The organism is Rhodanobacter sp. FW510-R10, from assembly GCF_058781105.1.
Genome location: NZ_JBYSWL010000001.1, coordinates 848,924 through 874,050, shown reverse-complemented (window position 1 = coordinate 874,050; position 25,127 = coordinate 848,924). Strand labels below are relative to the sequence as shown.

General features: G+C 70.1%; 8 protein-coding genes. 2 read left to right on the top strand and 6 right to left on the bottom strand.

Annotated elements, in window-relative coordinates; translation table 11 throughout:
* Positions 1-75: 75 nt before the first annotated feature.
* The 5 genes from recD to AC3WJB_RS03600 form a co-directional block, all read right to left on the bottom strand.
* Entirely contained in the window at positions 76-1,914 is a 1,839-nt protein-coding gene (gene recD / locus AC3WJB_RS03620) for an exodeoxyribonuclease V subunit alpha (protein WP_492678802.1), read from the bottom strand.
* Positions 1,911-5,573 carry a UvrD-helicase domain-containing protein gene (locus AC3WJB_RS03615; RefSeq protein WP_492678800.1) on the bottom strand — a complete coding sequence of 1,221 codons (3,663 nt, stop codon included), beginning with the start codon at positions 5,571-5,573 and terminating at the stop codon, positions 1,911-1,913. Before AC3WJB_RS03615 ends, recD begins: the two co-directional genes overlap by 4 nt.
* Entirely contained in the window at positions 5,570-9,238 is a 3,669-nt protein-coding gene (recC, locus tag AC3WJB_RS03610; protein ID WP_492678798.1) for an exodeoxyribonuclease V subunit gamma, read from the bottom strand. The genes AC3WJB_RS03615 and recC overlap by 4 nt, the downstream gene beginning before the upstream one ends.
* 162 nt (positions 9,239-9,400) lie before the next feature.
* Positions 9,401-11,170 (bottom strand): glycoside hydrolase family 30 protein, encoded by a 1,770-nt coding sequence (locus AC3WJB_RS03605; protein ID WP_492678796.1) that lies wholly within the window; start codon positions 11,168-11,170, stop codon positions 9,401-9,403.
* A gap of 48 nt (positions 11,171-11,218) precedes the next feature.
* Positions 11,219-13,813 carry a glycoside hydrolase family 3 protein gene (locus AC3WJB_RS03600; protein WP_492678794.1) on the bottom strand — a complete coding sequence of 865 codons (2,595 nt, stop codon included), beginning with the start codon at positions 13,811-13,813 and terminating at the stop codon, positions 11,219-11,221.
* Positions 13,814-13,994: 181 nt separating this feature from the next.
* Here AC3WJB_RS03600 and AC3WJB_RS03595 point away from each other — a divergent pair, with 181 nt between their 5' ends.
* Positions 13,995-15,137 (top strand): hypothetical protein, encoded by a 1,143-nt coding sequence (locus tag AC3WJB_RS03595; RefSeq protein WP_492678792.1) that lies wholly within the window; start codon positions 13,995-13,997, stop codon positions 15,135-15,137.
* 641 nt (positions 15,138-15,778) lie between these two features.
* On the opposite strand, the gene AC3WJB_RS03590 is transcribed toward AC3WJB_RS03595, so the two are convergent.
* A complete protein-coding gene (locus tag AC3WJB_RS03590) occupies positions 15,779-16,243 on the bottom strand; it encodes a GNAT family N-acetyltransferase (RefSeq protein WP_492678790.1) in 465 nt (154 codons plus the stop codon).
* 239 nt (positions 16,244-16,482) lie between these two features.
* On the opposite strand from AC3WJB_RS03590, the gene AC3WJB_RS03585 reads away from it, so the two are divergent.
* Positions 16,483-25,125: a glycoside hydrolase family 94 protein gene (locus AC3WJB_RS03585; RefSeq protein WP_492678788.1), complete on the top strand. Its 8,643-nt coding sequence runs from the start codon at positions 16,483-16,485 to the stop codon at positions 25,123-25,125.
* Positions 25,126-25,127 lie beyond the last annotated feature (2 nt).

Below are 25,127 nucleotides of genomic sequence, written 5' to 3'. Positions count from 1 at the left end.
AAGGAGCAGGGGCAAGGGCAGCGGCCACGGCCGCGCATGCGGCGCCTGCAAGCCAGCCAGGCAGACGAAAGCACCTCACCCAGGCGGGGCGAGGAGGCGCCGGCGGAGCCCGCCGGCGCGGCGCACCGGCGTGGCGATGGCCGTCTCCAGGGCGGCATCCGTGGCCCACAGCTCCAGCACGCGTCGAGCCCGCGACGCGCCGGTATATAGCAGCTGGCGCGAGAGGATGCGGTTGTCCGCATCCGGTGGCAGCAACAGGGCCACGTGGTCGTATTCGGAGCCCTGGCTCTTGTGGATGGTGAGCGCAAACCCCGCCGCGTGCGCGGGCAAGTTGCCCGGTGCCAGCGCGCGCACGCTGCGCGGTCCGCCGGCTGTGGCCGCGCCGTCACCCGACGTCGCCGCAGCCTCGAACCACACCCGCAATTGGCCGTCCGTGCCCAGGAGACACAGGCCGACGTCACCATTGAACAGGCCAGCCGCCGCGTCGTTGCGCGTGATCAGCACCGCGCGGCCCGGATACCAGGGCGTGCCGCCATGGTCGTCGGCGTCGACGTGCAGCACGCGTTCGATCGCGGCGTTGATCTCGATCGCGCCAAACGGACCTTCGCGCAAGGCGCACAACAGTTGGCGCCGACGCAAGCCGTCCAGCGCCGCCAGCACCAGGTCATCGCGCCCCTCGGGCACCGCGGCATAGGCGCCGCTGTCCTGCAATGATTGCCGCAGCTCGCGGCACCATCCGCGCAGCGCCCGCTGCAGCTCGTGCCCGGTGGCCACCTGGCGGCGGATCACGGCCGCACCGGCAGCCTGCCAGGCCGCGGCAAAGGCGGCCGCGTCGCCTTGCAGGATCGCGTGGTTGATCGCCACCAGATCCTGGTGGGCACGGAAACTGTATTGCAGGCGCACGAGTTCCGGCGCGCTATCGGCCTCCAGCGCACCGACCAGGTCGAGCAGGACCGAGCCGGTGCCCACCGAGGTCAGCTGGTCGGCATCGCCGACGAGGATCAGCGTCGCGGTCGCCGGCAGCGCTTCGAGCAGGGCGCGCAGCAGGGCCAGGTCCACCATCGAGGCCTCGTCGACGACCACGATGTCGGCGGCGAGGGGATCACCGGCATGGTGACGGAAGCCGCCGGAGTGGCCCCGGCTGCCGAGCAGGCGGTGCAAGGTGCCGGCCTCGGCGGCCAGCACATGCTCCAGGCAGGGTTGCCAAGCGGCGGGCAGCGGGCGTTCCACGCGCTCGCGCAAGGCGGCGGCAAGGCGTTGCGCGGCCTTGCCGGTGGGAGCGGCGAGGCGGATCGCCGGCAGCGCCGCGCCATGTTCCGCGGCATTCCTGGCCAGCAGCAGCAACATGCGCAGCACGGTGGTGGTCTTGCCGGTGCCCGGGCCGCCGGTGAGCACGAACAAGCGCTGTCCCGGCACGCCGGCAACGGCCTCGCGCTGGGCCAGCGCAGGGCCAGCGCCATCCGGGAACAATTCGGCGAGATAGGCAGCGGGCGTCTGGACGTCTGCCCCGCGAACGGCACGACGTGCAACGAGTTGCTGCGCCACGGCCACCTCGTGGAGGAAATTCCGCCGCAAATAAAAGTGCCCGCGGTCGATGACGAATGGCGTAGTGGCACGTGCCTGCACTCCGTCCCCAACGACCTGGACCAGCGGCTCGCTGGCCAGCGCCGCCAATGCCGCCGCGTCCAGCGCGCCCATGCCATGGCGCGCAGCATCCGTCCCCTCCAGCGGCAAGGCGCTGTCGCCGTGCCCCTCGGCAAGGCTGGCCCAACCGGCCACCTGGGCAAGCAACGGCGAGCCACCATGGATGGCCACCCAGCGCGCAACGGCGCGATCCAGCGGGCGCCAGGCCTCAGGCGTCGCGGCGTCGCCCGGCAGCGGACGGAAATGATAGCTGCCACCGACTGCGTTCATGCGGCTTCCCCGGCTTGGTCCGGCGTGTCCAGCACCTCGCCGACCGCAGTCAACAGTGCGTCGGGAAAACGGTGCCGCCAGATGCCGGCGTCCGGCGCCAAACCGGCGGCACGCACAAACAGGTAGACGCACTCGCCCAGGTGCTGGTCACGGCGGTACGCGCTGCCCAGGCGCTGGCGCAGGTAGCGGTCCGCCGCCACGGTGTAGATGAGCGCCTGGAAGCGGTAGCGGTGCCGATCCATGCTCGAGCGCAGCGCCTCGCCCTGGTAAGCCTCGAGCGTATCGCCGAGATAGTTGCCCTTGTAGTCGAGCACGTGGAAACGTCCATCATGCTGGAACAAGAGGTCGATCTTGCCGTTCATCAAGCCGCCCAGCACGCGCGTGCTGTGCGGGACGATATCGGGTTCGCCGTGCCGTGCGCAGGCCTCCTGCAGCGCAGCCATGGCGACCGCGCCGAGCGCAAAGGTGAATTCCGTTTCCGGGCGCAGGTCGACCGCGGCCAGGTCGGCAAGGCGCAACGCAGGGGCGTCGCGCAATCCCAGCGGCGCCTCCACCGCCGATTGCAGGCGCTGCGTCAAGGCCTCAACCAAGGCCGACAGGCCAATGCCCGGGCGCCGCACGCCGGCATCGTCCAGGCAGCGCTCGATCAGTTCATGCTGCTCGCCCAGCGGCACGCCAACGGCGCGGTGCTCGAAGACCGCGTGGATCGCGTTGCCGATGTCCGTGCCGCGTACCGTGGCCAGGGCGAGCAGCTCCGGCTGCGGCGCGGTGACGGGGCCTTCGGCTGGCGCGGACACCGCCACGTCGTCCAAGAGGGCAGCCATTTCCGGGTCGGACTCATCGCCCGCCGCGGCCCCGGGATCGGACGCGTCGTGTGCCTCGCCACGCACCAGGGTGGTGAAGCTGTGCCGCGCCTCCAACGGGCCACCGCGCGGCGGTGGCAGGGCACGCGCCGTGCGCGCTTCGTCGCCGCCGGCGGCAGCGCGGAAATCGCGTTGGGCGGCCGGTTCCCAGCCCTCGATCCAGCGCAGCCGCGGCGTCGCCGCAACCAGTTCGCCCGGCCATCCGCCGTCCGCGGGCAGCGGCGGCTGCGCGCGCGCCAGCATCACGTCCAGCGCGCTGCGCGCCGTGCCCGCGGCGGGCTTGTCGCTCTTCCCGTTCGCCGGACGCCCGGGCGGCAGGGCGAAGACGTGGCAGGCATAGATCGCGCGCGTCAACGCCACGTACAACACGCGAAAGCGCTCATCCTGCAGATCGCGCGCTTCACTGTCCTTTGCCGCCACGGAGTATCCAATATGGCGGCAGCCGGCGGCATCACCCACCACGTGCATGCCGGCGCCCAGGCGTTCGCCGTGGTTCCACATCAAGGGCAGGAACACGAGCGGAAACTCGAGCCCCTTGCTCGCATGCAAAGTCAGCAGCTGCACGCGGGCATGGTCCGACTCAATGCGCAGTTGCGCCGCCTCGGCGGCATCGTCGCCAGCGGCCAACGCCTCCTCGCGACACGCGGTGAACCAGGCCAGCAATTCCTCGACGCCGGCCACATCCTCGCTCTGCACCTGCAACAGCTCGCCCAAGTGGCGCAGGTCGGTGAGCGCGCGTTCGCCGCCCAGGGTCTGCAGGAAGCGTGGCGCCATGTGCGCCATCAGCCCATCCACCACCGCCTGCACGCCCCGCTCGCGCCACAGGCCGTGCCATTGCCGAAACACGTGCAGGACCGGCTGCCAGCTCGCCACGTCGTCCGCGCGTTGCCGTAACTGGCCGTAGCGGTCGCCCCAGAGGCGGGTGGCGGTGGCGGCGCGCAGGGCCGGCAAGTCATCGTCGTGCGCGACGGCGTACAGCACGACCTGGAGCTCGCGTGCGAGATCGCCCTGGAACACGCTGCTGCGCGAGGAACTGGCGCAGGGCACGCCGCGTGCCGCGAGCAGGTCGCGCAAGTCGCTGATGTTGCGCCCGGTAGGCAACAACACGGCGATATCCGAAGGCGCCACCAGCCGCCCGCCAATCCGGTGCTGGCCCGATTGCAGCAGCCCGGCAATCTGGTTGGCGCACACGCGCAGCGCCAGCGCGCAGCGCTCGGGCGCGACCACCGGCGCCGCGGCCAGGTAATGGATCTGCAAGGGTTGCGCGCAAGCCTGTCCGGCAACCGTATACGGCTCGGCGGCGCGCCGGTCGCTGGCCTGCACGCGGCGGTAGCGGATCGCCTCCCCGGCGTCCTCATCCGCGCCGAGCACCACGCCGCCATGTTCGTAAAACTGGTTGAACGCCTCGACCAGCGCCGTCGAGGAGCGATGATTGACGTCCAACGTCAGGCGGCCGTCCGCATCGACCTGGGCGGCCGCGCGGCGGTAAGCGTGGATGTCGCCGCCCCGAAAGCGATAGATGGCTTGCTTGGGGTCGCCAATCATCACCAACCGGCCACGCTTGCCGCCGGCGGCGTCGCGGTAGATCGCGTCGAGGATCCCATACTGCTGGCCGTCCGTATCCTGGAACTCGTCCACCAGCGCGACCGGCCAGGCCGCAAACAACGCATCAGCCAGCGGCCGCGCGGCGCTCGCTGCGGCGTCGCGCTGCAGCGCATCGCTGACGGTGCCAAGCAGGGCATCGAATGTCATTTGCCGGCGCAACTGCAACCGCGCGTGCATTTCGTGGCGGACGAACGCACTCGCCTGGTTCCAGAAATCCCGCAGCGCCTGTTCGCGCAATGTCTCGAGCGCGGCTGCCGCCTGGATCGAGAAGCCGGCCGCGGCGATGACTTCCGCATCGTCCAGACCGCGCTTCAGGACGCCCTTGAGCTCGCTGGCGCCATGCAGGACCTCGATCAGCTTTCGATCCGGGAGCGCGCCCTGGCCCTCGATGCATAGCGCCAGCCCCTCCCAAGTCCGGCGCAGCACGCTGCCCTGGCGGAACAGTTCTTCCCTGGCGACCAGGTGCCGCAGCCGCGCCGCCCATGCCGTCGGCAGCAGCTCCTCGAAACGCACGGGGGTCGCCGCTTCGACCGCCACGCCAGGCTGGAGACACAGGGCCAATCCGTTCGCGAGCTCGCGCAGCGACAGGTCGGGCACGACCGAGCGCTGCAACGCCACCAGCGCGTCGGTGTCGTCGCCCTGCTGCAGCCGGCGCCACAGGTCTTCGGCCACTTCCGCCAACAGCGTCTCGCCCGCGACCATGTCGCCGGGGACGAAGGCCACGCCGCAGGCAAACGGATGATCGGCCAGGACGCGCCGACACAGGCCGTGCAGGGTGTTGACCGGGGCGACGTCGAGCTCGGCCAACGCGAGGCGCAGGCGGTCGAAATCGCTGCTGCGGCACGCCTCCGCATCTGCGCCCCCCCAGCGCGCCTGCAGCCACGCCGCGTCGGGCGTCGACCCGGATTCCGGCCTCGCGTCGCCGTCGGCTTGCAGCAAGGCCCATTCCAGCCTGCCCCGCAGGCGCTCACGCAATTCCTGCGCGGCGGCCTCGGTAAACGTGGTCACCACGATCTGCCGCGGGGACAGCCCGCGCTCCAGCAGCAGGCGCAGGTACAGCACGGCGATGGTCCAGGTCTTGCCGGTGCCGGCGCTGGCCTCGATCAGGCTGCGGCCACCAGGGGCCAGGTTCAGCGTGCGCCAGTCGGCGGCCGGGCCGGCGCCAGTGCCCGGGGCTGCCGGCGCGGTCACGGCGCTTCCTCCGCGGCAGCCGGCCCGAGGCTGATGCAGGCATGCAACGCCTGCGCGAACGCGTGCAACGCGTCGAACTCCGGCGTGTCCGGAGCAAAGCTCGCCTCGCCGGCCAGGAGCTGGTTGTAGCCGGGCGCGTAGTTGCGCTCGCCGCCACCACCGTGCGCCGACACCCACGCTTCCGCGGCAGCGGAGGCCACGGGCGGGGCGGGCGCTTCGGCCGCGTCGTCGGCGATGGTCTTGCCGGGTTTGGGATACAGCTCGGCCCTGAGCGACGCCCAGGCGGTTTTTGGGAAATACCGGCGCGGCGCGGCCTGGCCCGCCTGCCACCACTGCAGCAACCGGACCAGGCGCTGCTCGAGGTCGGCCAGCAAGGGCGCGCGCGCAGCCGCGGACGCCGCGAGGAAACGCGCGTCCCAGGCATTGATCGCGTCCTGCCAGCGCCGGTCCTTGCCGGCAACGAGCGCATGCAGGCGCACGGCCGGCACGGCACCGATGTTGCGCGCGCCGTGCAGGCGCAGCAGCGCCCACTCCAGGAACAGCGGCACGCGCTCCTTGAAGCCAAGGTCCGATTCCGCCTTGAGCTTGCCCTTGCCCGCCGGGAACGGGCGCAGCAACTGCCAGTGCGCGACGCCGTCGTGCCCGCCGATGAATACCCGCTCCACCTGGCCGGTGACGTGCCAGGCATCCAGCTCCAGGTCAATCGCGTGGCGGCTGGCCGGCGGCATGCCAGCGGCCCAGCCGGGCAGCGCGCGGGCCTGCTCCAGCAAGGCGTTGACTGCCGTGGACTCGCCCTCCCACGCGGCTGCGCCCGGCCGTCCTGGAGGCATGAGGCCACCCAGCCGCAGCCAGGCCGGCGGCCGCGCCAGCGCCTCGGCACCGGCGCCCAGCCCATCCTCGAAGAACAACCGCGTCGTCACTCCATCGAGCCGGGAGAACTGAGCTGCCAGCGGTTCGCGCTGCGGCAGGCGCTCGTCGTCCAGGGCGTCCAGGCTCAGGTGCAGGCGCTGCTGCAGCAATTGCCTGGCCGGGTCCTTGTAGTAGGTGGTGAGCTCGCGCAGCGTGACCGTGGTGCGCGACACGGCGTCGGCGCTCGTGGTGACGGCCGGGCTTGCAGGCCCGGTCGCCTCCATCGCTGCAGCCTCATCCAGGAACGCCGGCACCGCCGCTGTCCGGGCTTGGCCATGCATGGCGGCAAACGCGGCGCTGTAGGAAAACAGGCGCGGGTCGGCCGCGTCGAAATAGCGCCGGTCGAACGGCTGCAGCGGATGACGCACGCACCATGGTCGCGCGGCCTGCCGGTCATCGGCGCCCAGGCCGGCCTCCGCATCCAGTGCCGTCAGCAGCTCCGCCAGCGGCGCGGCCGGATTGCGCGGCTTGCCGTCGCGCACACCCTGGCCGAGGTAGCTGAGGTGCAGGCGCCGGCGTGCCGACATCAGCGTTTCCAGGAACAGGTAGCGGTCGTCGCTGCGCACATCGCGATCGCCCAGGCGGCGGCAGCGCGTCATCAAGTCGAGCCCGCCGTTGCTTTCCGCGCGCGGAAACTCACCGTCGTTCAGGCCAAGCACGGCCACCACCTGGAACGGGATCGCACGCTTTGGAACCATGCCGCAGAACGTGACCCCGCCCAGCAGGAAGTGCTGACGCTCGGGGACAGCGGCCAGGCGCTCGACCAGCAAATCGCGCACCACGGCAAAGTGCAGCAGCGGATCCTCACCGGCCGCCGCCGGCTCGCCGGCCAGGCTGCGGATGAAGCGCAGCAGCAGGGTTTGCGCATCGCGCGCCGCGCGGTCGGCCGGATCGATGCGGAAAAACGCCTCGAAGCGCCGCTCCAGCAACGGCGCCCAGGCACTCGCCGGCAGGCGCTTGCCGGCCAGGTCACACAGCGCCTGCACCTCGCCAAGCAGTTGGTCCAGCGCGCCCAGATTGCTTGCGGCCGGACCATGGATCGCGGTCAGCGGCACGAGTTCGCTGCCGTCGGGCAAGGTGACGCTGGCCTGGCGGTCGGCGTCCTCGGCATCGGCCATGAGGTAGCCGCCGAGCATGCGTTCCATGGCCCAACCAAACGTGTGCGCGGCAATGGGCGGCACGCCGAAGCGCCCGCGGTAGGCGCCATCGAGCGCCCAGGCGACGCGGCTCTGGCGTAGCCACTGGATGAGTTCATCCAGGCCCTCGGCGTCGAGATCCAAACGTCGCGCCACCTCCGGGATCGCCAGCAGGTCGACGACTTCGGGCGCGGTAAGGCGCGTGCCCGGCAGGTCCAGCCAGCGCCGGAATGCGGTAAACAGGCCGTGGCTGCGCGCCACCGCGACGTCGGCCAGGTGATAGGGCAGGCGCTCACGTGCATCGCCGGGCGCACCGAACACGGACGGAATCAGCGGCACGTAGGCCTGGATGTCCGGCGCCATGACCACGATGTCCGAGGGCTTGAGCGCGGCGCCGTCCGGCCCTGGCGTCGCCAGCGCATCGAGCAGTTGGTCACGCAGGACTTCCAGCTCGCGCAGGCGCGTGTGGCAGTTGTGGACGCGCAGGCTGGCGTCGGCGCGTTCGCTGGCGACGAGCGCCGCGTCGGCGAGATCGACCGTCCGTGTCTGCGGCTGCAACTGGCGGATGCCCTGCTGCAGGCGCTCGAGGCGATTGCGCGCCGGGCTGGACTGCGCGTCCTGCCAATGGCGCACGTCTTCCAGCACGTCGCCCTCATCGGCCGCCAGCGCCAGCATGAAGTGCTGGCCCAGGCGTCCCCAGCTCGCCAGCAGCGGATGGGTCTGCGGGGTCCAGTAGTCGCTGCCGGCGGCCACGTCGATGCGCGCCTCCTCCGCGTGCCGCAGCGCGCGCAGGTCCGGCAACTCGCGCGCCAGGCCACCCCAGTATTCGCGGCAGGGATCGGGCACATACATGGCCACCAGGCGATGCCGGGCAAACGCGCGCAGCACGGCCAGCTCGGACGGGGCGAGGTGGCTCACGCCAAACACGTGCAGGGTCTCGGCCACGTCCGCAGATGGCGCGTCGCGCTCCAGCCGCGCCAGCAGGTCGGCGACGATGTCACCACGGTGCGGGCCGAGGCGGGCGTGGACATACCGCCACAGCGGACCAAGCAACTGCGCCTCGGTGGCGACAGCCACGGCATCCGTGCCGCCGCGCGTCGCCACGTGGAAGCGGCCCTGCTCCCAGGCACGCAACCAGTCGGGCCGATACACCAGGTATTGCGAGTACACGCGGGCCAGCCGGTCGGCCAGTTGGAAACGGCGCCGGGCCGCGTCCGCGCCGTCATCGGCCTGCGCGTGCAGGTAGGCGGCGATGCGCGCGTCGGCCACGTCGGGCACCTCGGCACCCAGCGCGGCGTGCACGGTCCAGCGCAGATGCTGGCGCCGGTAGCCCGGCAGGGCGACCGCGCGCTGGCCAAGCTCCTGCTGCGCCAGCCGGTCGATCCAGGCGCTCGGCAACAGGATGTCCAGGTTCGCCGCAATACCGCCGGGTCCATACTCGCGCGCCAAGGCGCCGCCGAGCCACTGGCGCATGCCGGGATGCGCCGCGATCAGGGTGTGCGGGGTCAGCACATGGCGCGGCGGTGTGGCGGCCAGCAACTGTCGCAGCGGTGGCAGCAAGGCCTCCAGGCGGCTGGCGCGGTAGATCACCAAGCCGTGGGCCTGCGTTGCCGCATCCACTGTCCGCAATCGACCGTTGCTGCCTGCCACCGTCACTGCCTCATTCCACCCTGGACACCCATGCCCGTTTCCCACCAACACGGCATGATCCCATGGAAGCACCAGGCAATCTCAGGCCACGAGACCCGCCCTGCCGAGGCGAGCCTGGCGTACTCGTCCACGCTACTGCGGCGCGGGCGGGCTCGAGGCGGCGACGGCGATCTCCGGCACGGGCAGCGGTGGCAGCGGTATCGGCGGCAGCCACGGTGAACTGCTGGCCGGCGCCGGCACGGGCCTGGCCGCGGCGCTGGCAGCGTCGGGTTGCCAGACGAAGGTCGCCATGCTGTAAGGCGGCAGCGCATAGGAGAAGCGCAGCGTTCCCTGGGTCACCGCCAGCATTTGCTGCCGGGCCTCGCTGTTGATGACCACCAGCACCGCCGTGCCGCCGCCCGCATTGCGGAATGCCACGCTGTCGACGCCGGTGACGCTGCTGGTGGATTTCACCCGCACCGCACCGGGCAGGACAAAGCGGCTGAAGTGGGCAAACGCGTAGTACTCGACATTGCGATGCACCACGGCGGCAGGCTCGCCCAGGGTCATGGCGTGCTGCAGCAGTTCGTCGGCCACGCCAAGCGCCGCATCGAGCGCCTCACCGTGCTCGCCGTTCACGCGCAGCTCGTCCAGCCGTGCTGCCGCGCCGCGCATCGCCGCTGCCACCGCACTTTGCGGCGTATCGATGGTGACCAGCCCGGTGCAGGCATCGCAGCCGCCGGCATGCGGCCCATGCTGCTGGTCGAGCGCCAGGTTCCAGTACAACAGGCCGCCAGCCCAGTTTCGCATCGACGCCATCAGCACGTCGCGCGCATACCAGAGCAGGCGGTCCTTGCGGATCGACGCCCAGTCACCGCTGGAGCACTCGCTGAGATAGACATCCTTGGCAGGGAACGCGCGATGCACCCTGCTTTGCGCGGCGGGGCTACCCCGGTAGCAATGCCACGCGACGCCAGCGACATAATGCGCGGCGTCGCCGTCGGACAACACGCTCATGGGCTGGTCGGGCTCGTCCCAGTTGTGATCCCAACCCAGGATGACCGGCGGCGAGGCCTGGCCGGCCAGCATCGGCCCCAGGTATTGGCCAATGATCCGCGCGCGCGCCGCCGCCGACAGCAGCATGCCCGGATAGGTCTGCGGCTCGAACGCCGGTTCGTTCTGCACGGTGAGCGCGAAGATCGGAATGCCCAGCGCGCGCATGCTGTCCACGTAGCGCGCCAGGTAGGCGGCATACGTGGGCTCATATTGTTCGAGCAGGCTGCCGCTGATCAGGTTCGCGCTGGTCTTCATCCACGCCGGCGCGCTCCACGGCGAGGCGATGATGCGCAACTGTGGATCGATTGCCAGCAGCTCGCGCACGATCGGCACCACCGCCGGCTGGGCGGCCGCCAGGTTGAAATGCGCCAGCTCCGGGTCGACCTGGCCCGCCGGCATGTCATCCAGGGTGTAGTGGCGCAGCGAGAAATCCGAGCCGCCGATGCTCAGCCGCAGCAGCCTGAAATTGAGTCCCGGTGGCGGCCCGAAGAAGTCGCGCAGCACCGCCTGGCGCTGCCGGCTGCCAAGCTGGCTGTAGAGCAGCCAGGCCGAGGAATCCGTCAAAGCCGCACCGAAGCCGACCATGGTCTGGTAATGCTGGCCCAGGTCGACCACCACTTCGGCTGGCGCTGGGCCGCCGCCGGCAGCCGGCACCACGTTCGGCTGGCGTGCCAGCAGTTGGCGTTGGTCGGCTGTGCTCAGCCATACCTCCACCGGTGTTTCGACCTGCGGCAGCGTCGGCAGGGCGACCGGCACGGACACCATGCCGCGGGTGTTCCACAGCACGAGCACGACCAGCGCGAGCAGGGCCAGGAAGCCCGCAGCGGCGATCCCTGCCCAGGCGGGAAGACCGTGGTGCTCAGCCACGGCGAGCCGGTCGAAGGCGGCCAGCGCGGTGCCGCAGCGAACAGCGCGTCACTGCGGCGCGGTTCCCGGGCAGGCCGCTGGCTTGGCGCCGCCGTCCGCCTCGGCCGTGACCCGGATGTCGGCAAACGCCGCCGCGAACGGCTGCCTGGCGATCACCCCGAACGGCACCTCGACCTGGGCAAAATCCAGGTTCGCGGTACTGAAGCAACGCAGCGGTATCGACACCGCATGCCGCGTGCCGGGACGATAGCCCGCAAACAGCCGGCTCACGTCCAGCGTGCGGGTGCAGGCGTTGCCACAGCCCAGGTAGAGCTGGACCTTGCCGGCCGCCGGCGTGTCGATGACCACATCGAACTGCAACGCGCCATGGGCCGCCAGCAGCGCCCGCAGGTCGGCAGCCGGCGCGCTGCGCACGAAAAACCGCGCCGGCGCGTGCCAGGTGACCGCCTTCGCGTCCTGCTGCGTATTCACCTGCACCGTGCGCAGGCTGAGCTGCGGGTGCTGCGCCGGCCAGTCGATGCGCGCGTTGAGGTCGCTGCCCACGGCCTGCGCCTGCGTCCCATCGGCGCTACCGAGGTAGAGCGTGAATGGCGGCTTGGCCAGGGTGTGGAACACGGTGAGCGTCGAGGTCTTGGCGCAGGTGGTGACCCCGGCGTGCGTCGGCAGCGCTGCGAGTTCGCGCCGACTCGGATAGTGCAGGCCGTAGTTGCGGGCAAACAGCCAATCCGCCTTGTCGGTACGGGCATAAGGGCAGGGCACACCTGGCCACGGCATGGCCAGCGTGCCGCGGAAATCGAATGCCGGTTTGCCCGCGGCGCCGGCAAACAGCAGGTCGGCAATCCCGCCGCCCTCGCTGCCCGGCAGCCACGCCGCGATGAAGGCAGTGGACAGGTTGAGAAGATCGTTGACGAACAGCGGCCGCCCGGACAGGAAGACCGTGATCACCGGCTTGCCGGTCGCCGCCGCCGCCCTCAGCACGGCCAGGTCTTCCGGATAACGGTCGCTGTGGCGCAAGGTCGCGGCCGGTGCGAGGTCGCCCAGCATTTCCGCATACGGTGTCTCGCCAATCACCGCAATGACCGCGTCGTACGCCTTGGGATCGATTCCGCGTGCATCGGCGCTGAAGCTGACGTGCGCGGCGCCGTCAACCGCGCGGATGCCGGCAAGCACGCTGGTGGCGTTCGGGAAATCGGCATTGTCGTTGCCCGTGCCCTGCCAAGTGAGCGACCAGCCGCCCACCTGGTTCGCGATGTCGTCGGCGCTCTTGCCGACTACCAGCACCCGGCTGCCGGCCTTGAGCGGGAGCACGTTGTGATTGTTCTTGAGCAGCACCAGCGACTCGCGCACGGCGCGCCGCGCCAATGGCCGGTCCTGCAGCCGACTGGCGTCGCCGGCACCAGCGCCCTGCGAGGGACGCCGGTCGAACGCGCCGATCCGCAACTTGGCACGCACGATGCGGCGCACCGCATCGTCGATACGCGCCATGGGAACCTCGCCAGCCTGCACCTGGCGCGTGGTGTTGGCGATGAACGCGCGCCAATCATCAGGCACCATCACCATGTCGATGCCGGCATTGATGGCCTGCGGGCAGCTGGCGTTGGTGCAGCCGGGCAGCTGGCCGATCGCGTTCCAGTCGGAGACGATGAAACCGGGGAAGCCCATCTTCTCCTTCAGCGCGCCGGTCAGCAGTGCCTGGGCGCCGGTCATCTTGCCGTAATCGATGCCGTCGGCGACGTCGTCCCAGCTGTTGTATGAGGCCATCACGCTGAGTACGCCGGCCTGCAGCGCGCCGTAGTAACCGGCGCCATGCACGTTGATCATGTCGCGCTTGTCGACCTTGGCGACGCCTTGGTCGACGCCGCCGGCGGTCGCGCCATCGCCGACGAAGTGTTTCGCGGTGGCCATCACGTTCGCGTCGCCGAACGCGCCCTGCAGCCCGTCCACGTAGGCGCGCGCATAGACACGCACCAGCGGACCATCGTCGGAGAAGCTTTCGTAGGTGCGTCCCCAGCGCACGTTCTGCGCCACCGCCAGCGTCGGCGCGAATGCCCAGCCGATGCCGGTGGCGCGCATGGCACGTGCAGTCGCCACGCCGATCGCGTGGACGAGCGCCGGGTCGTGCGCCGCACCCAGGCCAATATTGTGCGGAAACAACGTGGCGCCAAACACGTTGCTGTCGCCGTGCACCGCATCGATACCCCAGATCACCGGGATCTTCACCTTGGCGTCGACACTCATCGAGGCGGCGTAATACTGGTCGGCGAGCGTCAGCCAGTCCTGGATGCCGGCGTGCTTGTTGCCATGTGGCCAGGAGCCGCCGCCGTTGAGCACCGAGCCGATGTAGAACTGACGCACCTCGTCGGGCGTGATCGACTTGATCTCGGCCTGGGTCATCTGCCCGATCTTTTGCGCCAGGCTCATCTGCGCCACGATGGCTTGCGCGCGCGCATCGAGCGTCGCGGCGTTCGCGCCTGGCGATGCGATGTGCGGCCAATCCTGGTAATGGGTCTGCGCCAACCCGGCCATCGTGGCCGCAGCGTGCGCCGCTTCAGGTGGGCTGGCCTGTGCCATGACTGCCTCGTTGCCTCCGGCCAGCACCAGCATGGCCGTACAGATCAAACCCATCCCCTTGCTGCCGCTCATCACCAACCCCCGCCGTCGACACCACGTCCACCCGCGCCACGCAGCCATCCACATTCTCGCCAATGGCGCACGCATCTGACGTCGTCGCCGCATGCTACCGCAGTCGATAAACCCTGGAAGCCCAGCTCGCGTCCAGGTGACGTCCTAGAATAGAGCGTCATCCCCACCTGGATCGCCGCTCGTGCCCCATGTCCCAACCGTTGCCTTGCCGATCGCGCTGGCGCTCGAGCTCAGCGAAGGGCAGGCACCCGCGCAACGCACCCTGAGCCGCGACCAGGCCGCCGAGCTGGCCAAGCTGATTGCCAGCGACCTGCACCCGCTGCTGCCCATGGTGGACGAAGCGCGCCTGGCAGTGGCGGGAACCTTGCTCGACACCGCCGAGCTGCTGCGCCCCGGGTTCCCGGTTTGGGCCGCGCTGGAGGAGCTGGCCCGCCGCGTGCCGCGCAGCCACCTCGGCAACGTCGTGGCGTTTGGCCACCACGAAGGCCAGATGCCGGCGCCGCAGTTGGAGCCGGCAGAGGAGTTTGCCGAAGGGCCGCTGCGGCTGTTGCCGATGAGCCTGCTGGCACCGCCCGAACTCGCCGAGGACTTGTCCGAGGCCGTGGAAGACCAGCTCATCGGCCGCGGCGAAGCCGGCAAGCTGACCTCCGATTGGCTCATGCGCAACCTGGACATGCGCCTGGACCACGCCCGTTACCTCAGCCGTAACGACGTGCTGGCGATGGCCAGCGCGCAATACTCCAGCGTCAACCTGTCCGCCTTGTGGGATCTGCTGGAGGCGGCCCTGCTGGCGCCGGAGCGCAGCGAAGCGACGATGAGCGCACGCGGCTTGCCCCTGCAGTTTGCCGACGGGCGCGCGCTCGCCCTGTCGCCGGCCCAATGGCTTGCCGCACAAACTGGCGAAGACGCGCAACGCGCGCACGATTTCGCCGGCATCCTGTTCGAGTTGCGCCAGTACGCCGTGCTGCTGGACGCCCATCGCGTGCCGCTGCATCTGCAACCCGGCGCCAGCCTGGCCAACGCGGCAGGCCCCGGCTACCTGGTGGAAATGCTGGCCGAACGCGAATCCGGCTACGACGCCCCGGAGCTCTTCGCCCATGAGGCGCCGGGGCTCGGCATTGTCGCCGTCACCGTCGCCCAACGCGGCGCCGGCGGTACGGCGCGCGTCCTTGCGCACGGCTACCCGCTGTGGCCGAAGGCGCTGGGACCGCTGCTCTCGACGCTGGCCGACCATTATGCGACCCAGGGCAACATCCAGGCCCTCGGCCGGGTGTGGCTGGACGCCAAAGGCCGGCTCGGCGCGCCCGCCGCGCCGCTGCACTAGCGCCGGCATCCCAAGGCTGGACGGCTGCCGCTCCCGATCCCGGACCAAATACCGGCTTGCCCTCCCACCCCGCCCTCGGCTCACCCTCGGCTCACCCTCGGCTCTACCCTCGGCTCTACCCTCGGCTCTACCCTCGGCTCTACCCTCGGCTCTACCCTCGGCTCACCCTCGGCTCACCCTCGGCTCACCCTCGGCTCACCCTCGGCTCACCCTCGGCTCACCCTCGGCTCACCCTCGGCTCACCCTCGGCTCACCCTCGGCTCACCCTGGACTTCATCCCCGGCGTCATCCCCGCGAAAGCGGGGATCCAGTGCCTTTAAGTGACCAGCAAAGGCCAAAGCACTGGATTCCCGCTTTCGCGGGAATGACGCCAACGGGAGGTTCCCGGCAATGACGACGGGGCGCGGGAATGACGCCAACGGGAGGTTCCCGGCAATGACGACGGGGCGCGGGAATGACGCCGACGGGAGGTCCCCGGGAATGACGACGGGGCGGGAAAATGACGCCGACGGGAGGTTCGCGGGAATGACGACGGGGCGGGAAAATGACGCCGACGGGAGGCTCGTTGGAATGACGACGGGGCGGGGGAATGACGCCGGTGAGTTCCGTGGGAATGGCGCGGGAGGTGATCGCGGATGGGTTCAGGCATCCGTGGGCGGGGCGCTGAATTCGGTCTCGTACATCGCGTAATGGCAGCGCTGCATGCCGAGGCCGGCATAGGTGGCCTGGGCCGTGGCGTTTTCGGTTTCCACATATAGCCGCAGGCCGACGGCACCCGCCTCGCGCGCGCGCTGCTCCGCGGCCCGGTACAATTCGCGGAACACGCCATGGCGGCGCGCCGCCGCCACCACGTACACGCTCTGGATCCACCAGAACGGGCCCCCGCGCCAGTCGCTCCACTCATGCGTGAGCATCAGGCAGCCCACCGGCTTGCCGTCGACTTCCGCCACCAGGTAAAGGCCACGCCCGGGCTCGGCAAACACCCCGGCCACGCCGCGGCGCAGGCAGTCGGGAGCGAGGTGCTTGTGTTCGGTTTCCCAGGCCATGGCGGCGTTCCACGCGCACAGGTTGGGGATGTCGGCAGTTGTTGCCAGGCGCACGCTCACGAATGCTTACTCCGCCATGTCAAACGATGGGTGCATGCTAGAGGCGCCCGCGCCGGAAACCAAGCTGCGGCGCGGCCGCAGGCGCGGTCCAGCGCCAAAGCGTTGCCTTCACGCCGCGCCACGTATGCTGATGGCTCCGGCCATGGGCAACCACCCAGGTTTGCTGAGGCCCCATCGCGGGCTACTGTGCCACCGTGCGCCCGGCTTGTGCGGGCATCACCAGCCAGGAACGACGGGATTTGAACATCGGCAGCTTCTTCCACTGGCCCAAATCCAGGCGTACGCAGCGCGGGCGCGAAGCACGCGGCGACTTGAACAAGGCGCGTGCCGAGGAACGCGCGCTGCGCGCCGAATTGTTCAGCGCCGAGCAGATGGAGCAGCACGGCCGCTTGTTGGCGTCCCGGCATCGGTTGAGCGAACGCTCGCGCGCGGACCTCCTGCTCAAGCGCCTGGCCGAGAACGAGGCCGTGCTGCTCCAGGTTGGCGAGCGCCTGACCGCGGCCAGCCACGCGCACCAGCGCGTCACTCCGGCGGCGGAGTGGCTGCTTGACAACTTTTATCTGATCGAGGAGCAGATCCGCACCGCGCGCCGGCACCTGCCCGAAGGCTACAGCCATGAACTGGCGCGACTGGGCGAGGGCGCCTCGGCCGGCCTGCCACGGGTCTACGACCTGGCCCTGGAAATCATCGCCCATGGCGATGGCCGCGTGGACACGATCGGCCTGAGCCGCTTCGTCCGTGCCTACCAGACGGTTTCAGCGCTGACCCTGGGCGAGCTGTGGGCGATCCCGATCATGCTGCGCCTGGCCTTGATCGAGAACCTGCGACGCGTGGCGGCACAGGTGATGACCGACTCGCGCTCGCGCAACGAAGCGGAACGCTGGGCCGAGGCGATGACCGCCACGGCCGGCACCGACCCCAAGAGTGTCGTGCTGGTGGTCGCCGACATGGCGCGCTCGACGCCACGCATGACCAGCGCCTTCGTCGCCGAAATGGCCCGCCGCCTGCAGGGCCAAAGCCCGGCCCTGGCCCTGCCGCTGAGCTGGATCGAACAGCGCCTGGCCGAGAGCGGGCAGAGCATCGAGCAGTTGGTGCAACTGGAGACCCAGGACCAGGCCGCCAACCAGGTTTCCATCGGCAACAGCATTGGCAGCCTGCGCACCTTGTCAGCGATCGACTGGCGCGATTTCGTCGAACACACGAGCACCGTGGAGCGGGCGTTGCGCACCGACCCGGCGGACGTCTATGCGGCCATGGACTTCGGTACGCGCGACCGCTATCGCCACGCGGTGGAGACGCTGGCACGCCGCCACCACCTGCCCGAGCTGGACGTGGCCATGGCCGCGGTTGGCTGTTGCCATACCGCCGAACCGGGACCGGGCGGACGCTGGCAGCACGTCGGGCATTACCTGATCGGCCGTGGCCAGCGGGAACTGGAACGGCGCCTGGGCGTGCGCCCGCCGCTGCGCGTGCGCTGGCGTCGACTGGTCGCCCGCGTGCCGCTGCCTTTCTACCTGGGCAGCCTGGCGCTGCTCACGGTGGTCTTTGCCCGCGCGCTGCTGCTGATCGCCGTGCGCGACGGCGTGGCGGGCGCCACGCTGTGGCTGCTCGGCGTGCCCAGCGTGCTGCTCGCCAGCCAGCTTGCCCTGAGCCTGCTCAACTGGGTCGTCACCTTGAACGTGGCGCCCAAGTCGTTGCCGCGCATGGACTACTCCGGCGGCATTCCGGACAGCGCCCGCACCCTGGTCGCGGTGCCGTGCCTCATCAGCAAACCGGCCGAACTGGAGGAACTCATCGAGGCACTCGAGGTGCGCTTCCTCGGCAATCGCGACGGCAATCTGCAATTCGCCCTGCTCACCGACTTCGGCGACGCGGCCGAACCCCACCTGCCGGGTGACGAGGCCCTGCTGCGCCTGGCCAAGCTGCGCATCGAAGGCCTGAACCAGCGTTATGCCAGCGCCAATACCGACCGCTTTTTCCTGCTCCACCGGCCGCGCCAATGGAGCACGTCGGAACGCTGCTGGATGGGCCGCGAGCGCAAGCGCGGCAAGCTGGTCGACCTCAACGCGCTGCTGCGCGGCCACGGCCGCGAGCGGTTTTCGTTCGTCGCCGGCGACCTCGACGCGCTGCAGTCGATCCGCTACGTCATCACCCTGGACGCCGACACCCAATTGCCGCGCGATTCGGCCCACGAGCTGGTCGGTACGCTCGACCATCCCTTGAACCGCGCCGTCTACGACGAGCGGCTGCAGCGCGTGGTCGATGGCTACGGCATCCTGCAACCCCGCGTCGGCATCAGCCTGCCGAGCAGCGCACGCTCGCGCTACGCGCAACTGTACGGCAGCGACGCCGGCATCGATCCCTACACGCGCATGGTTTCGGACGTCTACCAGGACTTGTTTGCCGAAGGCTCGTTCATCGGCAAGGGCATCTACGACGTCGACGCCTTCACGCAGGCGCTGGCCGGGCGCTTCCCGGAAAACCGCATCCTGAGCCACGACCTGGTGGAAGGCTGCCACGCGCGCTCCGGGCTCCTGAGCGACGTGCAGGTCTACGAAGAGCAACCGACGCAATACGGCGCCGACGTCAAGCGCCGCCACCGCTGGATCCGCGGCGACTGGCAACTGCTGCCCTGGCTGCTGCCCTGGGCGCCGAGCGCGCAGCATGGCTGGCGGCGCAATGCGACCACATCCCTCTCGCGCTGGAAGATCCTGGACAACCTGCGCCGCAGCCTGGTACCGACCGCGACCCTCGCCTTGCTGGTCTTTGGCTGGCTGCGCATGGACGCCGCCCTGGCCTGGACGGTGGCCGTGCTGGTCATGATCCTGCTGCCACCCCTGCTCGCCACGTTGCTGGACCTGGTGCAAAAGCCGCGCGAGGTGCTGGTTGCCGACCACCTGCGCGCCAACCTGCACAACACGGGCCAGCATCTGTTGCGCATGGGGCTGGGGCTGGCCTGGCTGCCGCACGAGGTGCACTACAGCCTCGATGCGATCGTGCGCACGCTGTGGCGCATGGCGATCAGCCGCCGGCACCTGCTGCAGTGGCGGACCTCGGCCGAAGCAATGCGCACCACCCGCAACAGCCTGGCGGGATTGTGGCGCGCCATGTGGATCGGCCCGCTGCTTGCGCTGCTCCTGCTTGCCGCATTTGCCGTCTGGCGACCGGGCGTGGTCGTGGTCGCGCTGCCACTGCTCGCGCTGTGGTTCTTCTCGCCTGGCATCGCCTGGTGGAGCGGGCAATCCCCGCAGGGCGCGGGTTACGTCCCAGGCCCGGTGCAGCAACGCCTGCTGCACGCGCTGGCACGCCGCACCTGGGCGTTCTTCCATACTTACGTGGGTGCCGGCGACCACTGGCTGCCACCGGACAACGTGCAGTTGGACCCGGTGACCGCGCTGGCCCACCGGACCTCGCCCACCAACATGGGCCTGGCCCTGCTCGCCAATCTGGCCGCGCACGACCTCGGCTACATCAGCACCGGGCGCCTGCTCGAGCGCACGCGCCTGACGCTGGGCACGATGGTCGACCTGCCACGCCATCGCGGGCACTTCTACAACTGGTACGACACCATCACCCTGGAGCCGCTGGCGCCGCTGTACGTCTCCAGCGTCGACAGCGGCAACCTGGCCGGCCATCTGCTGACGCTGCGCCCTGGCCTGCTGGAGACCGTCGACGCCCCGGTATTCGGGCGGCGCCTGCTGCACGGCCTGCGCGACACACTGGACGTGCTCGAAGACACCTACGGCGACAGTCCCGGCCACGCACTGCAGCCGATGCAGGCAGCGCTGGCAGAGGCGCTGGCGGCACCGCCGCAGACGCTGGGCGCGGCTGCCGCCTTGCTGCGCTCGCTGCTCGACCATGCTCATGCCCTGGCGCAGGCCATGGCCGCAGCCGCCGGCAGTGACCGCGCGTTCTGGACGGATGCGCTGATCGACCAGTGCAGCGAGGTCTACGACGAGATCCTCGCCCTGCAGCTGGACCCGGCGCCCGAGGACGACAGCCTCACCGGCATCCCCACGCTGCAGCAGCTGGCACGCATCGAACCCCTGTGCTGGCCGGCCGCCGCGCGCGCCGAGGACATCCGCGAGCGCGCCCGCGAGCGCATCGCGCTGGTCGAGGAGCTGGCGCAAAGCGCAGGCGAGCTGGCGCTGATGGACTACCGCTTCCTGTACGACCGTACCCGCGACCTGCTCGCCATCGGCTACAACGTCAGCGAGCGCCGGCTGGACTCCGGCTATTACGACCTGCTTGCCTCCGAGGCACGGCTGGCGAGCTTCGTCGCCATTGCCCAGGGCGAACTGCCGCAGGAAAACTGGTTCGCGCTCGGCCGCCTGCTCACCAGCAGCAGCGGGCCGCCGGCCCTGCTCTCGTGGACCGGCTCGATGTTCGAATACCTGATGCCGAGCCTGGTGATGCCGACCTACGCCGGCACCCTGCTCGACCAGACCAGCCACGCCGCCGTGGCGCGGCAAATCGAGTATGGCCGGCAGCACAACGTGCCCTGGGGCGTCTCCGAATCGGGCTACAACACCCGCGACACCCACCTCGCCTACCAGTACCGCGCCTTTGGCGTGCCCGGCCTGGGCCTGAAGCGCGGCCTTGGCGACGACGTCGTGATTGCGCCGTACGCAACCGCGATGGCGCTGCTGGTCGACCTCCGCGCGGCGGCGCACAACCTGCAGCGCCTGACCGACGCCGGTGCCGCCGGCCGCTACGGCATGTTCGAAGCGATCGACTACACGCCGGCCCGGCTGCAGCCCGGCCAGAGCTCGGCACTCGTCCGCTCGTACATGGCGCACCACCAGGGCATGACCCTGCTTGGCCTGGACCACGCGCTGTGCGACCAGCCGATGCAGCGCCGCTTTGCGTCCGATCCGCAGTTTCGCGCCACCATGCTCCTGCTGCAGGAGCGCATACCGCGCACCAGCGGCGAGTACATGCGCGTGGGCGGGTTGCCGGAAACCACGACCGCCAGCCGCAGCATGGAAACGCGGCTGCGCGTGTTTGCCGATCCAAACCGCCGGCGTCCAGCCGTCCAACTGCTGTCCAACGGCCGCTACCACGTCATGGTGAGCAGCGCCGGCGGCGGCTACAGCCGTTGCCACGACCTGGCGGTCACGCGCTGGCGCGAGGACATCACCCGCGACGATGCGGGCTCGTTCTGCTACCTGCGCGACGTCGCCAGCGGTGCGTACTGGTCCACTGCCTACCAGCCGACCGTGCGCAAGACCGAGCAGTTCGAGGCGATCTTCTCCGATGCGCGCGCCGAGTTCCGCGTGCGTGAGCGCGATTTCGACGCGCACACCGAGATCGTGGTGTCGCCCGAGGACGACATCGAGCTGCGCCGCACGCACATCACCAACCGCGGCCGCGGCCGGCGCACGATCGAGCTCACCAGCTATGCCGAGGTGGTGCTGGCCCCGGCGATCGCCGACACCCTGCATCCGGCCTTCAGCAAGCTGTTCGTGCAGACCGAGCTGGTGCCTGCCTTGCAGGCCATCGTGTGCAGCCGGCGGCCGCGCTCGCGCGACGAGCACACGCCGTGGATGTGCCACCTGCTTGCCGTGCACAACGCCGACATCGACGAAATTTCCTACGAGACCGACCGCGCACGCTTCATTGGCCGCGACCGCGATCTCGCTGCGCCGCAGGCGCTGGATGCGGACCACGCGCGCCTCTCCGGCAGCGCGGGCTCGGTGCTCGATCCCATCGTCGCGATCCGCTGCCGGATCACGCTGGAGCCCGAACAGGCGGCCGTGGTGGACCTCGTCACCGGGGTCGCCCACGACCGCGCCGGCTGCCTGCAGCTGATCGGCAAATACCGCGACCGGCACCTGGCCGACCGTGTCTTCGACTTGTCCTGGACGCACAGCCAGGTGCTGCTGCGCCAACTCAACGCCAGCCTCGCCGACGCCCAGCTCTACGAGCACATGGCCACCCCCATCATCTACCCGAACGCCCAGCTGCGGGCCGGCGCCGGCGTGTTGCGCGCCAACCGGCGCGGGCAATCGGGGCTGTGGGGGCAATCCATTTCCGGCGACCTGCCGATCGTGCTGCTGCGCATTGGCGAGTTGGCGCACATCGAGCTGGTGCGCCAACTGGTGCGCGCACACGCGTACTGGCGGCTCAAGGGCCTGGCCGTCGACCTGGTGATCTGGAACGAGGATCGCGCCGGCTACCGCCAGGAGCTGCATGACCAGATCATGGGCCTGATCACCTCAGGCAGCGAAGCCAACCTGCTCGACCATGGCGGCGGCGTCTTCGTGCGCGCCGCGCAGCAACTGTCGAACGAAGACCGCATGGTGGTCGAGGCCAGCGCGCGCATCATCCTCAGCGACAGCCGCGGCACGCTGGCCGAGCAGGTCAGCCACCGCGAGGTGGAGACCCACGTCGCCCCGCTGGCGCCGACCGGGCCACGCCAGCCGCCCACGAGCGTCGCTGCACCGACCGCGGCGCCGCCCGCCGCGCCGCGTGGCGGACTGCAGCTCGGGCATGAGCATGCCGGCTTCAGCGCCGACGGCACGGAATACGAAATCCGCCTGCAGGCTGGCACCACGACGCCCGCGCCCTGGGTCAACGTGCTGGCCAACCCGCATTTCGGCAGCGTGGTCTCGGCCAGCGGCAGCGCCTACACCTGGGCCGAGAACGCGCACGAGTTCCGCCTGACGCCATGGGCGAACGATCCGGTCGGCGACGGCAGCGGCGAAGCGCTGTACCTGCGCGACGAGGAGACCGGCCAGGCGTGGTCGCCGACGCCGCTGCCTTGCCGCGGCAGCGGCGAGTACGTCATCCGCCACGGCTTCGGCTACAGCGTCTACGAGCACACGGAAAACGGCATCCGTTCCGAGCTCTGGGTGTACGTGGCGCTCGACGCGTCGGTCAAGTTCTCGCGCCTGGTCGTGCACAACCTGTCTGCACGGCCGCGCGAGATTGGCGTCACGGGCTACGTCGAATGGGTGCTCGGCGATCTGCGCGAAACCACCGCCATGCACATCGTCACCGAAGCCGATCCGGCCACGGGCGCGTTGACCGCGCGCAACGCGTACAACATGGCGTTTCCCGAGCACGTGGCGTTCTTCGACGTGGACGATCCGCAGCGCACGATCGGCGGCGACCGCACCGAGTTCATCGGGCGCAATGGCAGCCTGCGCGCCCCGGCGGCAATGCAGCGCGAGCACCTCTCCGGCCGGCTGGGCGCCGGGTTCGATCCTTGCGGCGCCCTGCAGGTGACCATGGACCTCGAACCCGGCCTGGCGCAGGAGTGCGTGTTCCGCCTCGGCCTCGGCCGCGACCAGGCCGACGCCAAGGCACTGGTGCTGCGCTTCCGAGGCTCCGCCGCTGCCGCGCAGGCGCTGGACCGCGTACGCGCACACTGGCAGCGCACGCTCGGCGCGGTGCACGTGCGCACCCCCGATCCCGCCCTCGACGTGCTGGCCAACGGCTGGCTCCTGTACCAGACCACGGCCTGCCGCATCTGGGCGCGCAGCGGCTACTACCAGTCCGGCGGCGCGTTCGGCTTCCGCGACCAACTGCAGGATTCCATGGCGCTGCTGCATGCCGCGCCCGAGCTCGCCCGCGAGCAGCTGCTGCGTTGCGCCGCGCACCAGTTTGCCGCAGGCGACGTGCTGCACTGGTGGCATCCGCCACAGGGGCGCGGCGTCCGCACGCGTTGCTCGGACGACTACCTGTGGCTGCCGCTCGCCACCGCCCGCTACGTGCTGGCCACGCTCGACACCCAGGTCCTGGACGAAGTCGTCGCCTACATCGAGGGCCGCGCGCTGCGCCCCGACGAGGAGTCTTACTACGACCTGCCGCATCCCTCGGGCCTGTCCGAACCGCTGTACCAGCATTGCGTGCGCGCCCTGGAACACAGCCTGCCGCGCGGCGTGCACGGCCTGCCGCTGATTGGCAGCGGCGACTGGAACGACGGCATGAACCGGGTCGGCGAACACGGCCGCGGCGAGAGCGTATGGCTGGGATTTTTCTCCTGCGAGGTGTTCGGACAGTTTGCCGAAGTCGCGCGGCTGCACGGCGACGAACCGTTCGCACAACGCTGCGCGGACGAGGTCGCCAGCCTGCGCGCGGCACTGGAGCTGCACGGCTGGGACGGCGGCTGGTACCGGCGCGCCTACTTCGACGACGGCACGCCGCTCGGCACCCGCAACGGCATGGAGTGCCGCATCGACTCGATAGCGCAAAGCTGGTCCGTGCTGTCCGGGGCCGCTCCGCCGGAACGCCAGCAGCAGGCCATGGCCGCGCTCGACGAACACCTGGTGCGCCGCGACGCCGGCCTGGTGCAACTGCTCGATCCGCCATTCGACAAGTCCCCGCTCGACCCAGGCTACATCAAGGGCTACGTGCCCGGCGTGCGCGAGAACGGCGGCCAGTACACGCACGCCGCGATCTGGGCCACGATGGCCTTCGCCGAACTCGGCGACATCGCGCACGCCTGGGAACTCGCGCGCATGATCAACCCGGTCAACCACGCACGCGACGCCGGGCAAATGGACGTCTACAGGGTCGAGCCCTACGTGGTCAGCGCCGACGTCTACGCCGTCGCCCCGCATACCGGCCGCGGCGGCTGGAGCTGGTACACCGGCTCGGCCGGCTGGATGTACCGCCTGCTGGTGGAATCACTGCTCGGCCTGCGCCTGGAAGCCGGCAAGCTGCGCTTCGCGCCCGTGCTGCCCGCGGACTGGGAGGGCTACACGATGGCCTACCGCCACCGCGACACCCTCTACCGCATCGACGTGCGCCAAAGCGATGCCGGCACGCAGCGCGAGGTATGGCTGGACGGCACCCTGCAGCCGGATGGCAGCATCCCGCTCCTCGACGACGGCACCGAACACGAAGTCGAACTCAATTGGCCACGGGGTGGGTGACG